Here is an 11,765-nt window from a genome sequence, read left to right on the forward strand (position 1 = left end):
GGGGCGTTTCCCGCCGTGTTTCCCGCAGATCACATCTGCCGCACGCCGAGAGGCTGCGCGCAGTGAAGAGGAGTCAGTCGGTGGAGTCGTCGGCGTCGGGCTCGGAAGGAGCCTCCTCGCCGTCGTCCGGGATCTCTTCGAAGAGTCCTGCGGGCGGCGTCACGATCACGCGACCGCCCGCGATGTCGACCTCCGGCACGATCGCCTTGACGAACGGCACCAGAACCTCGTCGTCGCGGACCTTCACGATGAGCAGGTCCTGCGAGGGGAAGTGGTCCACGCGTGCGACCTTGCCGACGGTCTCCCCGTCACGCACGACGTCGAGGCCGACGAGCTGGTGGTCGAACCAGGCGTCCTCTTCGGCGGGCGAGGCCTGCATGTCCTCGTCGACCCAGAGGATCGCGCGGATGAGCCCTTCGGCCGCGTCGCGGTCGTCGACACCGTCGAAGAAGGCGACCGGGTGGCTGTTCATCCATTTGAACTCGCGCACCGTGAGGGGCTTGCCGTGCCACGGCGACGACTCGGGCACCTGGAGCGTGAATGTCGCGCCGGGGACGAAGCGTCCTTCCGGGTCGTCGGTGTACAGCTCGAGCTTGATCGCGCCCTTCAGGCCGTGCGCCTTCACGAGGCGGCCGACCCGGAGCTGCGTCTTGCCCACGGGGGGAACTGCGTTCACGGGCTTCCGGGCGTCAGCGCCCGATCCCGCGGTGTCTTCGCCTGACACCTCAGTCGTCCGCGACGTCGACGCGCACACGGCGTCCGTCGGCGAGGGCGGAGATGAGGGTGCGCAGGGCTTTGGCCGTGCGGCCGCCGCGCCCGATCACGCGACCCCGGTCTTCGGGGTGGACGTGCACCTCGAGCACGTCGCCTCGCGGCGACGTGGACGAGTCGATGCGGACGTCGTCCGGGTGATCGACGATCCCCTTGACGACGTGTTCGAGCGCGGCGGCGAGCAACGGATTACTCGGCGGACTCGTCGGCGGCGTCGGCCGCGTCGGTCGCCTCGTCGGCGGGAGCCTCGGCGGGCTCCTCCGCCTTCTTCTCAGCCTTCGGCTTGACGACCGACTTCTTCGAGGCGTCGGCCTCGAAAGCGGCCTTGTCCTCGCGGGTCTTCACGGTCGAGACCGCGTTCTTGTCGCCCTTGAACTGGCCCCAGTCGCCGGTCAGCTTGAGGATGGCGAGCACCTGCTCGGTCGGCTGGGCGCCGACGGACAGCCAGTACTGCGCGCGCTCCGAGTCGACCTCGATGAACGAGGGCTCCTCGGTGGGGTGGTACTTGCCGATCTCCTCGATGACACGACCGTCGCGCTTGGTGCGCGAGTCGGCCACGACGATGCGGTAGTAGGGCGCACGGATCTTGCCGAGGCGCTTGAGACGAATCTTGACAGCCACGATTCTCCTGAATGTGTGGAAAGTGATTGAACCGGTCGCCTGGAGAGTGGGGTGCACACCCGGCGGAAGCTCTGAGGGAGGATCTCCGCGCTGGATAGAGGGTCGAGCGGGTGATCCAGCCCTCTATTCTGCCAGAACGCAGGAGCTCCCGCGAACACCCCGCCCACCAGATGACGAACGATGCCGTGAACCAAGAAGGTCCGGCGAGTCCCCATGTCAGACTGTGCCCATGACGGTGCCCTTCGCGACATCCGCCCGATCGTCCGTCGGTCTCGAGTGGGAACTGATGCTCGCCGATGCCGTGACCGGAGACCTCATCCCGGGCGCGCCCGGGCTGCTCGCCGCCCTCGAGGAGCGATCGACCCTCGAGCGCTATACGGTCACCGGGGAACTGCTGACCAACACCGTCGAGCTGACCAGCGGGATCGGCGACACGGTCGCCGCCGCCGTCGACGACATCGCCGACGCGATCGCCGAGGTGCGCACATACACCGACCCCCACGGCGTCGATCTGCTGTGCGCCGGCAGCCACCCGTTCGCGCAGTGGTACGACCAGAGCGTCACCGACAAGACCAGGTACCACAAGCTCATCGAGCGCACCCAGTGGTGGGGTCGCAACATGATGATCTGGGGCATCCACGTGCACGTCGGCGTCGACGACGTCGACAAGGTGTTCCCGATCATCAACGCCCTCGCCGTGTACCTCCCCCACCTCCAGGCGCTGTCGGCGTCGAGCCCCTTCTGGGCGGGTGACCGTACGGGTTACGCATCGAACCGCGCCCTCGTCTTCCAGCAGCTGCCGACCGCGGGACTCCCCTGGCCGCTGCGCGACTGGACCGAGTTCGAGGGCTACCTCGACGACATGGTGAAGACGGGCGTGATGGAGGACGCCAGCGAGGTGCGGTGGGACATCCGCCCCGCCCCTCGCTGGGGCACGATCGAGGTCCGTGCGTGCGACGGGATGTCGACGCTCCCGGAGCTCGCCGCGGTCGCCGCTCTCGTCCAGGTTCTGGTCGAGCACTTCTCGCGACGCCTCGACGAAGGGCTGCCGCTCGAGACGATCCAGCCCTGGTTCATCCGCGAGAACAAGTGGCGCGCCGCCCGCTACGGCCTCGATGCCCGTGTGATCGTGGACCACTCGGGTACGCAGCGCCCCGTCGTGGACCACCTCCGCGAAACCCTCGAGGAGGTGGGCGACATCGCCGTCGAGCTCAAGTGCGCACGCGAGCTCGCAGGGATCCGGACGATCCTCAGCGACGGCGCCAGCTACTCGCGTCAGCTCGCGATCGCCGACGCTGCGGACGGCGACCTCCGCGAGGTCGTGCGTCACCTCGTGGGCGAGTTCCGCTCAGGCCCCACCCTGCGAGAGCATCTCGCCGCGCTCGGTCACTGATCCTGCGCAGACGTGCGGGCTGACGGTCCCCACGCCCACTCCAGGCGCCGCTAGCGCGTCGCCCGGAGCCTCCGGGCGCCTGGGCCGAGCTGCGGGCCGCAGCATCCGTTTCCTTCGCTGTCAGCCGCGGCCGAGCATCTTCTGCAGCTCGGCGAGGTCGGCCTCGGTCGGCGCGCCCTTCGCGCCACCGCCGCCGAGCCCGAAGCCGGAGCCGGTCGGCGCCTCCGCCGCCTCCGCCGCGATGCCGGCGTTCTCGGCGGCGCGCTTCGCCGGGTTCCCGGACCGCGACCCCTTGGCCTTCTGCTGCTTGCCGCGCTTCGACGACGCACCTGGACGCCCGGCGCCGGGGATCGGGCCCATGCCGGGGATGTTCGGCACGCCGCCGCGGGCGACGGTCTTCATCATCTTCGCGGCCTGGTCGAACCGCTGCACGAGCTGGTTGACGTCGGTCACCGTCATGCCCGAACCGCGTGCGATACGCAGGCGGCGAGAGCCGTTGAGGAGCTTCGTGTTGCGGCGCTCGGCGGGGGTCATCGACCGGATGATCGCCTCGGTCCGGTCGATCTCGCGCTCGTCGAAGTTCTCGAGCTGGTCCTTCATGGACCCCATGCCGGGGAGCATCCCGAGCATCTTCTTCATCGAGCCCATCTTGCGCATCTGCTGCATCTGGGCGAGGAAGTCCTCGAGGGTGAAGGTCTCGGTCGCGAGCTTCTCGGCGACCTTGAGCGCCTCTTCCTCGTCGAACGCCTGCTGCGCCTGCTCGATGAGGGTGAGGATGTCACCGAGGTCGAGGATGCGCGACGCCATGCGGTCGGGGTGGAACGCCTCGAGGTCGTCGAGACCCTCACCCGTCGACGCGAAGATGATCGGGCGGCCGGTCACCGAGGCCACCGACAGCGCGGCGCCACCGCGTGCGTCGCCGTCGAGCTTCGACAGCACGACGCCGGTGAAGTCGACGCCGTCCTGGAACGCCTTCGCCGTGTTGACGGCGTCCTGACCGATCATCGCGTCGATGACGAAGAGGACCTCGTCGGGATCGGTCGCCTTGCGGATGTCCGCGGCCTGCTTCATGAGCTCGGCGTCGACACCGAGACGGCCGGCGGTGTCGATGATGACGACGTCGTGCTGCTGGCGACGGGCGACCTCGACGCCGTCCTTCGCGACCTTGACCGGGTCGCCGACCCCGTTGCCCGGCTCAGGCGCGTAGATCGCGGCGCCGGCGCGCTGGGCGACGACCTGCAGCTGATTGACGGCGTTCGGCCGCTGGAGGTCGGCGGCGATGAGAAGCGGCGTGTGGCCGTCCTTCTCGAGCATCTTCGCGAGCTTGCCCGCGAAGGTCGTCTTTCCGGAGCCCTGGAGGCCCGCGAGCATGATGACGGTCGGCGGGTTCTTGGCGAACTGCAGGCGGCGCTGCTCGCCGCCGAGGATCGCGATGAGCTCCTCGTTGACGATCTGCACGACCTGCTGGGCCGGGTTCAGGGCCCGGTTGACCTCGTCGCCGAGCGCACGCTCGCGCACCTTGGCAGTGAACTCCTTGACGACGGGCAGCGCCACGTCGGCATCGAGCAGGGCGCGCCGGATCTCGCGGACCGTGCCGTCGACGTCCGCGGGCGTGAGCTTGCCCTTGGTTCGGAGGTTGCGGAAGGTCTCGGTGAGCCGGTCGGAGAGGGTGCCGAAAGTCGCCATGATCCCCCGATTCTATCGTCGAGCGCGCCACGTGCTTCGCCGGGCGGCGTCGCCTCGCCGTTTCACGCGTGGTTCACGTGCGCGCACCCTCCGGCGCCCGCTCATAGCCGTACGGAGTGAGCGTCAGCTCCGCCTGACCACCGGTGAGCGCGCGCAGGTCCAGCACGTACCGCGCGAGCTCCGCGTCCGGGACGGTCGCGATGACGCGGGTGCGTCCGTCTGCGTCCGTCTCCGACTGGACCACGCGACCCCGGCGTCCCGACAGGTCCGTCAGCACATGCCCCTGTCCGGCAGCCGGCACGACGACGACCACCGTCGAGACGGGCTCGAGCAGCACGGCCCCGGCTTGCGCGAGCGCGGCCCTCACCCCGATGGCCGCGGCGGTGCGGAAGGCCATCTCCGACGAGTCGACCGAGTGCGACTTGCCGTCGTAGAGCTCGACGCGAACGTCGACGACCGGATGCCCGAGCGTGCCTCCGGCGGCGAGGGCGTCACGTGCGCCCTTCTCGACGGCCGGGATGTACGAGCGGGGCACGGCACCGCCGACGACAGAGTCGACGAACTCGAAGCCCCCTCCGGGAGCGAGCGGAGAGACCCGCAGCATGACGACGGCGAACTGCCCGTGCCCGCCCGACTGCTTCTTGAGCTTGCCCTCGGCCGCCGCGCCGTGCGCGATCGTCTCCCGGTAGGCGACCGGCGCCGGGCCGGTCGTCACGTGCACGCCGAGCACGCGCGCGAGCCGCTCGACGGCGACCGCCACATGCGTGTCGCCGAGTCCGCGCAGGATCGTGTCCGGCCCGACCCGATCCACGACGAGTGTCGGGTCCTCGGCGAGGAGGCGGCCGAGCGCCGTCGTGAGCTTCGTATCGTCCGACTGCGACACCGGTTCCAGGCTCATCGCGAACACCGGCGGCCGGCTGGGCAGCCGCGCAGGACGGGCGTTCGTCTGGGGCCGGCTCCACAGCAGCGAGCCCGAAGGCGTGCCGGCGAGCTTGGCGACGGCCCCGATCTCGCCGGCCTGCAGCGCGTCGACCGGCAGATGGTCGGCTCCCCGAAGCCGGAACAGCGCCGGCATCCGCTCCTCGACGCCCGTCGTGGCGTTGCGCAGACGATCACCGGGGCGCAGGACGCCAGAGAGCACTTTGAGCATCGCGATCTGACCCACGAACGGGTCTGCCACGGTGCGGAACACGTGGACCAGCTTTTCGCCCGCAGGCTCCGGCGCGACGCTGTGCTCGCGCCCCCCTCCGCCGTCTTCGTCCACGCCGAGCACGATGCTGCTGTCACGGTGCGCCACGGCGGGAGCGAGCTCCCCCAGGAGGTCGAGCACGCGGTCGACGCCCGTCCCGGTCACGCCGGAGCATACGACGACAGGCACGCCGTCTCCGGCGGCGACGGTGCGGGCGAGCGTGCGCCCGAGTTCGGCTGCTGCGGGCTCCTGTCCCTCCAGGTACGCCTCGAGCTGGTCGTCGTCCCGCGACACGATCTCCTCGGTGACCGCCTGGTGAAGGCGGTGCTCCTCCTCTGCGAGGTCGGCGGGCACCGGTTCTTCGTGCTGTCCGCCGTCGGCGTCGTAGAGCACGGCCTGCTCCGAGAGGACGTCGGCGACGCCGTGGAAGGACTGCGCCTCCCCGACGGGCAGCTCCAGCGCCCAGATGCGGTCGCCGAACTCCTCGCGGAGCTGATCGAGGACTCCGCGGAACGACGCCCGTGCACGATCCTCCTGGGTCACGACGACGACCCGGGCGACGCCGGCGGCCTCCGCAGCGGACCATGACGCCCGGGCGCCGGCCGTCACGCCGTCGATCGCGCTCACGACGAGCACAGCCACATCGGCGACCGCCAGCGCGGCGTCCACGGCGCCCGCGAAGTCCGGGTGACCGGGTGTGTCCAGGAGCGTGATGCCGCAGTCCGCGTCTCCGACACGCCAGGACAGCCACGCCGGTGTCAGTCCGAGCGTCGTGTGACGCGCGATCTCCTCGGGTTCGTGGTCGCAGACCGTCGTACCCTGCTCGATCGCCCCCCGCCGTGAGATCGCTCCGGACCGGTGCAGCAGCGCCTCCGCGAGCATCGTCTTGCCCGAACCCGTCGGCCCGATGAGGGCGACGGAGCAGTGCATGGAGAGTGCGGATGCCGATTCCACGGGGACCTCCCACGACGATGTGCGCTGGGCACCATCGTGCACCGTCTCAAGGGCGGCTGCCAGAGGACTCCGGCAAGAGACCCTTGCTCGCGTGGAGCGTCACTCCGCGGGGCCGAGCTCCTGGAAGAGCGTGAGCTGCAAGCCCGCCGGGCCACGGAGGCGCGCGTTGACCGAGCGCCAGGGCGTCTCGCGTGCGGATGCCTCGATCTCGGCGCCCGCGTCGGACAGCCGTGTGGCGGTGCTCGCCGTGTCTGCGACTTCGAGGGCCAGACGGATCCGGTCGCTCGGAGCATCGCCGTCGGTCTCGACGCGGTCGATGAAGTCGACCTGGGCGGGATTGGCGATCTCGAGTGTTGCGCGACCGGCCGCGAGGATCGCGACGCGCGCGCCGCCCTCCGCCTCGTATGCCTCGGCCTGCGGCATCCCGACCACGTCGCGATAGAACGCGAGGGTCTGCTCGAAGGCTGCCGCCTGCACCACGACGCGAAGCTGCGCGACGTCGCCGGCCGGAGCCGTCGACGAGACCGGCGCCGCCGCGTCGGCCGCGAGCGAGAGGAAGCGGGCGAGCGACGTGCGGCCCGCGCCGTCGTGCGCCCACGCCTCGACGGCCGCGAGGACCGCGCCGCCCCACGCCGCTCCGGCGACCTCGGCGCGGACGCGATCGGCGCCGCCCGCCAGCAGGCGAGCGGAGACCGCTCGCGCCACACGCGCGCGCCGCAGCGCGGCATCACGCTCGTACTCCGCCTCCAGACCCATCGCCGTGGCGTTCACGATCCCGAGGGCGAGGCTGTCGGGCGCGAAAGACTCGGCGATGCCCAGCGTCGCGGCGCGAACAGCGGCGGAGGCATCCGTGCCCTCCACTTCTTCGAGGCGCTGCTCGAAGACCGTGAGCCGTTCGTCGAGACCGGCCCAGAGGACGTCGGACTTCGACGAGAAGTAGTTGAAGAAGCTGGATCGGCTCACTCCGGCACGACGGGCGATGTCGACGATCGACGTCTGCTCGTACCCCTGCTCGAGGAAGAGCTCGCAGGCAGCCTCGGCGATGGTCTCGCGCGACGACGCCTTGGGGCGCCCCGCGCGCGGCTCGGTGGACATGAGCCCACCCTATTGGCCGCCCTCGGCGCGCGTGCCGGACGATGCCCGGGGCCGACGGCACTCCGCCCTGCGGATGTATTGTTGGACGCGATCCATCAATCGCCATAAGCGAAGAGCGAAGGAGCACGATGCTCGACATCCAGACCGTCGGCCTGTCCCCCGACTACGTGCCGTATCTCGACGGGTGGGCGCTGCAGCGCAGCCTTCACGCCGACATCGTCGCGGGGACCCGACCCGACACTCTTCTGCTGCTCGAGCACGAGGCGGTCTACACCGCAGGGGCGCGCACGGCGCGCCACGAGCGGCCGACCGACGGCACGCCGGTCGTCGACGTCGACCGCGGCGGCAAGATCACGTGGCACGGACCCGGCCAGCTGGTCGGCTACCCGATCGTGCGCCTCGTCGAGCCGGTGGACGTGGTCGCGCACGTGCGTCGCCTGGAACAGTTGCTCATCGACGCGCTGCACGAGTTCGACGTGGACGGCTACCGGGTCGAGGGGCGCAGCGGCGTGTGGGTGCGCCGCCCGCTCGGCGAGGACAAGGTCGCGGCCATCGGCGTGCGCGTACAGCGTGGCGTCACGATGCACGGCTTCGCGCTGAACTGCGACAACTCGCTGGCAGGCTTCCGCGGGATCATCCCCTGCGGGATCACGGATGCCGGGGTCACGACCGTCAGCGAGATCGTCGGCGCCGACATCTCCCCGAGCGACGTGATCGACACCGTGTCACGGGTCTTCGCCGACGACTTCGCGGGGGTGCCGGCATGAGCGCGTGCGGCACGAGCCACGGAGCATCCGCAGGCGCCGGGGGCGCAGCATCCGTCTCCCCCTCCTCCGCTCCCGAGGGGCGCAAGCTGCTGCGACTCGAGGTCCGCAACGCGCAGACGCCGATCGAGCGCAAGCCGGAGTGGATCAAGACGCGAGCGAAGATGGGGCCGGAATACCAGGCGCTGCACTCGCTCGTGAAGACCGAGGAGCTGCACACCGTCTGCCAGGAGGCCGGCTGCCCGAACATCTACGAGTGCTGGGAGGACCGGGAGGCGACGTTCCTCATCGGCGGCTCGCAGTGCACCCGTCGGTGCGACTTCTGCCAGATCGACACCGGCAAGCCCGCCGACTACGACACCGACGAGCCCCGCCGCGTCGCCGAGAGCGTCGTGCGCATGAACCTGCGCTACGCCACGGTCACCGGCGTCGCCCGCGACGACCTGCCCGATGGCGGCGCGTGGCTGCACGCCGAGACGGTGCGCGCGATCCACGCGGCGAACCCGAACACGGGCGTCGAGATCCTCGCGACCGACTTCAACGGCGACCCGACGCTGCTCGGCGAAGTGTTCGACAGCCGCCCCGAGGTCTTCGCGCACAATGTCGAGACGGTGCCGCGCATCTTCAAGCGCATCCGCCCCGCGTTCCGGTACGAGCGCTCGCTCGACGTGCTCACGCAGGCACGGGATGCCGGCCTCATCACGAAGTCGAACCTGATCCTCGGCATGGGCGAGGAGCCGGAAGAGGTCGTGCAGGCTCTCGAGGACCTGCACGCTGCCGGGACCGACATCATCACGATCACGCAGTACCTGCGGCCGTCGCCGCGCCACCTGCCGGTGTCCCGCTGGGTCAAGCCGCAGGAGTTCGTCGAGTTCAAGGAGGAGGCCGAGCGCATCGGGTTCCTCGGCGTCCTCGCCGGACCGCTCGTGCGCTCGTCCTACCGCGCCGGGCGCCTCTGGGCGCAGTCGATGATCTCCAAGGGGCGCGAGATCCCGTCGCACCTCGCGCACATCGCGGAGGACGTGCACGTCGACCGCGGTTTCGCTCAGGCGGTCTGAGGGCGAGCGGACGCTAGTCGGCGCTCGTCACCGACAGCACGCCGCCGTCGGAGTCGAGGTTGACGAGCAGCACGTCGTCGGTGGCGTCGGGATCGAGGGCGTACTCGAGAACGGCGAACGGGTCGGCGCCGCCGTGCTCGTCGGCGAGGATCGTCATGCTCATCAGCTGCAGCGAGCGGATCACGTCGATGTGCACGTCGCCCGAGATGTCGACGAGCGTGTCTTCGAGGGCGTCGCCGAGCGCCTCCTGCTGCTGCAGGATGTACTCGGTCACCTCGCTGGTGCGGTCGCTCAGCTCGTTGACCATCGCGTTGCGGGCGCTGCGGTCGATGTCCTCGATCGCGGAGATGAGCGCGGCGGCCACGTCGAGGGCCGCCTCGGAGACGTCGTCCTGGTCGGGAGCCGTGAGATCCACCGTGACGGACTGGTCTCCCAGTTCGACGTTCTCCGACCAGAAGATCGATCCGTCAGGCCCCGATTCCAGGAGTCCGAAGTAGTCGTGCTCGATCGCCATGACCCCATGAAACCGCAACGAGCGCGTCCGCGATAGCCCGAGCGCGGCATGGCGCGGAATCGGTCGGATCCGCGCGGCGATTCAGTCGACGAGGGATGCCGCGAACACGTGCGGAGTGAAGCCCGTGAGGTCTCCGATGCCCTCGCCCTGGCCCAGCAGCTTGACCGGGATCCCGGTGCGCTCCTGCACGGCGAGGACGAAGCCGCCCTTGGCGGAACCGTCGAGCTTCGTGAGGACGAGGCCGGTGACGCCGGCGTGCTCGAGGAACGCCTGCGCCTGCATCACGCCGTTCTGTCCGGTCGTCGCATCGAGCACGAGGAGCACCTCGCTGATGGGCGCCTGCTTCTCGATGACGCGCCGGATCTTGCTGAGCTCGTCCATGAGCCCGCCCTTGGTGTGGAGGCGTCCCGCGGTGTCGACGAGCACGATCTCGGTACCGGTGTTCTTGGCGTACTCGATCGTCTGGAAGGCGACGGATGCCGGATCCTGTCCCTCCTGCTGCGGCCGGACGATCGTCGCGCCGCCGCGCTCCGCCCACGTCGCGAGCTGGTCGACGGCCGCGGCACGGAACGTGTCGGCCGCGCCCACGACCACCGAGCGGCCGTAGCGCTGCAGGAACTTCGCGAACTTGCCGATCGTCGTCGTCTTGCCGACGCCGTTGACCCCGACGACCAGCACGACGGCCGGTCGTTCGGTCAGACGCAGCGTCGTGTCGAACTTCGCGAAGTGCTCCTCGAGCGTCTCCTTCAGCATCCGCTGCAGGTCCCTCGGGTCGGTGGTGCGGTAGCGCTCCACCTTCTCGCGCAGTTCGTCCACGATGCGCTCGGTGATGTCGGGTCCGAAGTCCGCGGTGAGCAGCGCGGTCTCGAGGTCTTCCCACGTCGTCTCGTCGATGGTCGGCTTGACGAACATTCCGCGCAGCGCGCGTCCGAGCGACCAGGAGCTCTCTGCCATGCTCCCAGCCTAGGTGCCGACGCCGGTCACTCCGACGTGGACGAGACCGCGATGCCGAGGTACGAGTTCAGCACGTCCGACACCTCCGACGACGCGTCCTGACCCTGCGGGCACTCCACGTTCACGACGAGCGCTGTGCCGAGCGTGCCGAACATGCGCCCGAACTCGCTCCACGTGGCCTCCGCGCCCGCGCTTCCGCCGGTTCCGACGACGATGCGGACATCGACGCTGCCCTCCTGCGTCGTCTGTGCGACGTACTCGTCGGTCGCGTTGGCACTCACATCGGCGCCCGTGACTCCGGGAATCTGCGCGCCGAGCACCGCCGCGAGCATGTTGTCGGTGCTCTCCCGGTCGTCGGCGCCGAGCTCGAGGTCGGTGATCGCCCCCTGGTAGAACGCCACGGAGCACTGCGTCTGCTGGTCCAGGTACGCCCAGCTGCCGTTGCCGTCGTCGGGCGTCGAGACCGAGAACCGGGCGTCGCCGGCCATGAGCCGGTCGTCCCAGGCGGCCGCCCACATGCCGGGCGCCAGCTCGGCGCCGGCCTCGAACGTGAGGTCCGTCGGAGGCGCCGTGTCGAGCTCTTCGACCGCCTCGGGCGTCTCCGTGGCGTCAGCCGACGGAGACGGCTCGACGTCTAAATGTGATGTCCAGGGACGTTGTTTTGTGAATCGCGGTTGAGCTGCTGATAGGTGAAGGCCTCCGGTTGTGAAGTGGAGCTGTCTAGAAACCGCTTCACGAACCAGGAGGCCTTCGTGTCCCACGCTAA

General features: G+C 69.9%; 12 protein-coding genes. 3 read left to right on the top strand and 9 right to left on the bottom strand.

All coding sequences use genetic code 11. From position 1 onward, the window contains the following. Positions 1–73: 73 nt before the first annotated feature. Genes rimM through rpsP form a run of 3 tightly spaced genes read right to left on the bottom strand, consistent with a single transcriptional unit; the run spans position 74 to position 1,392 of the window. Entirely contained in the window at positions 74–676 is a 603-nt protein-coding gene (rimM, locus tag ACLBXX_RS13635) for a ribosome maturation factor RimM (RefSeq protein WP_447658439.1), read from the bottom strand. A 49-nt stretch (positions 677–725) separates the two neighbouring features. Further along, positions 726–956 carry an RNA-binding protein gene (locus ACLBXX_RS13640; protein ID WP_106814138.1) on the bottom strand — a complete coding sequence of 77 codons (231 nt, stop codon included), beginning with the start codon at positions 954–956 and terminating at the stop codon, positions 726–728. Between the two features lie 4 nt (positions 957–960). Then, positions 961–1,392: a 30S ribosomal protein S16 gene (gene rpsP / locus ACLBXX_RS13645; protein ID WP_387136885.1), complete on the bottom strand. Its 432-nt coding sequence runs from the start codon at positions 1,390–1,392 to the stop codon at positions 961–963. A gap of 229 nt (positions 1,393–1,621) precedes the next feature. Here rpsP and ACLBXX_RS13650 point away from each other — a divergent pair, with 229 nt between their 5' ends. Beyond that, on the top strand, positions 1,622–2,785 hold the full coding sequence (locus tag ACLBXX_RS13650) for a glutamate--cysteine ligase (protein ID WP_447658440.1): 1,164 nt from the start codon (positions 1,622–1,624) through the stop codon (positions 2,783–2,785). Positions 2,786–2,905: 120 nt separating this feature from the next. Here the strand turns inward: ACLBXX_RS13650 and ffh are convergent, their stop codons facing one another. The 3 genes from ffh to ACLBXX_RS13665 all read right to left on the bottom strand — a co-directional run bounded on the left by ffh (position 2,906) and on the right by ACLBXX_RS13665 (position 7,709). Then, positions 2,906–4,471, bottom strand: a complete 1,566-nt coding sequence (gene ffh / locus ACLBXX_RS13655; RefSeq protein WP_310291237.1) for a signal recognition particle protein — start codon at positions 4,469–4,471, stop codon at positions 2,906–2,908. 73 nt (positions 4,472–4,544) lie between these two features. Then, complete coding sequence (locus ACLBXX_RS13660) at positions 4,545–6,614, bottom strand: elongation factor G (RefSeq protein ID WP_447658441.1); 2,070 nt, start codon at positions 6,612–6,614, stop codon at positions 4,545–4,547. A 99-nt stretch (positions 6,615–6,713) separates the two neighbouring features. Then, a complete protein-coding gene (locus tag ACLBXX_RS13665; RefSeq protein ID WP_447658442.1) occupies positions 6,714–7,709 on the bottom strand; it encodes a TetR family transcriptional regulator in 996 nt (331 codons plus the stop codon). 128 nt (positions 7,710–7,837) lie between these two features. On the opposite strand from ACLBXX_RS13665, the gene lipB reads away from it, so the two are divergent. Together lipB and lipA are read left to right on the top strand one after the other, a co-directional pair. Next, the gene (gene lipB, locus ACLBXX_RS13670; RefSeq protein ID WP_447658443.1) at positions 7,838–8,476 is read left to right on the top strand and encodes a lipoyl(octanoyl) transferase LipB; all 639 of its coding nucleotides are present in this window, start codon (positions 7,838–7,840) and stop codon (positions 8,474–8,476) included. Beyond that, complete coding sequence (lipA, locus tag ACLBXX_RS13675; protein ID WP_447658444.1) at positions 8,473–9,531, top strand: lipoyl synthase; 1,059 nt, start codon at positions 8,473–8,475, stop codon at positions 9,529–9,531. Before lipB ends, lipA begins: the two co-directional genes overlap by 4 nt. 13 nt (positions 9,532–9,544) lie before the next feature. On the opposite strand, the gene ACLBXX_RS13680 is transcribed toward lipA, so the two are convergent. The 3 genes from ACLBXX_RS13680 to ACLBXX_RS13690 all read right to left on the bottom strand — a co-directional run bounded on the left by ACLBXX_RS13680 (position 9,545) and on the right by ACLBXX_RS13690 (position 11,517). After that, on the bottom strand, positions 9,545–10,045 hold the full coding sequence (locus tag ACLBXX_RS13680; RefSeq protein ID WP_447658445.1) for a DUF2004 domain-containing protein: 501 nt from the start codon (positions 10,043–10,045) through the stop codon (positions 9,545–9,547). An 81-nt stretch (positions 10,046–10,126) separates the two neighbouring features. Further along, entirely contained in the window at positions 10,127–10,999 is an 873-nt protein-coding gene (ftsY, locus tag ACLBXX_RS13685; protein ID WP_447658446.1) for a signal recognition particle-docking protein FtsY, read from the bottom strand. Positions 11,000–11,025: 26 nt separating this feature from the next. Then, positions 11,026–11,517: a hypothetical protein gene (locus ACLBXX_RS13690; protein WP_447658447.1), complete on the bottom strand. Its 492-nt coding sequence runs from the start codon at positions 11,515–11,517 to the stop codon at positions 11,026–11,028. Positions 11,518–11,765: the final 248 nt, after the last annotated feature.

The organism is Microbacterium sp. C23T, from assembly GCF_053345975.1.

What these genes read in the sequence shown, in the direction of transcription:
- ACLBXX_RS13650 (WP_447658440.1), top strand. Translation starts at nt 1,622, where the DNA reads ATGACGGTGCCCTTCGCGACATCCGCCCGATCGTCCGTCGGTCTCGAG.
- ffh (WP_310291237.1), bottom strand. Translation starts at nt 4,471, where the DNA reads ATGGCGACTTTCGGCACCCTCTCCGACCGGCTCACCGAGACCTTCCGC.
- ACLBXX_RS13665 (WP_447658442.1), bottom strand. Translation starts at nt 7,709, where the DNA reads ATGTCCACCGAGCCGCGCGCGGGGCGCCCCAAGGCGTCGTCGCGCGAG.
- lipB (WP_447658443.1), top strand. Translation starts at nt 7,838, where the DNA reads ATGCTCGACATCCAGACCGTCGGCCTGTCCCCCGACTACGTGCCGTAT.
- lipA (WP_447658444.1), top strand. Translation starts at nt 8,473, where the DNA reads ATGAGCGCGTGCGGCACGAGCCACGGAGCATCCGCAGGCGCCGGGGGC.
- ACLBXX_RS13680 (WP_447658445.1), bottom strand. Translation starts at nt 10,045, where the DNA reads ATGGCGATCGAGCACGACTACTTCGGACTCCTGGAATCGGGGCCTGAC.
- ftsY (WP_447658446.1), bottom strand. Translation starts at nt 10,999, where the DNA reads ATGGCAGAGAGCTCCTGGTCGCTCGGACGCGCGCTGCGCGGAATGTTC.
- ACLBXX_RS13690 (WP_447658447.1), bottom strand. Translation starts at nt 11,517, where the DNA reads ATGTGGGCGGCCGCCTGGGACGACCGGCTCATGGCCGGCGACGCCCGG.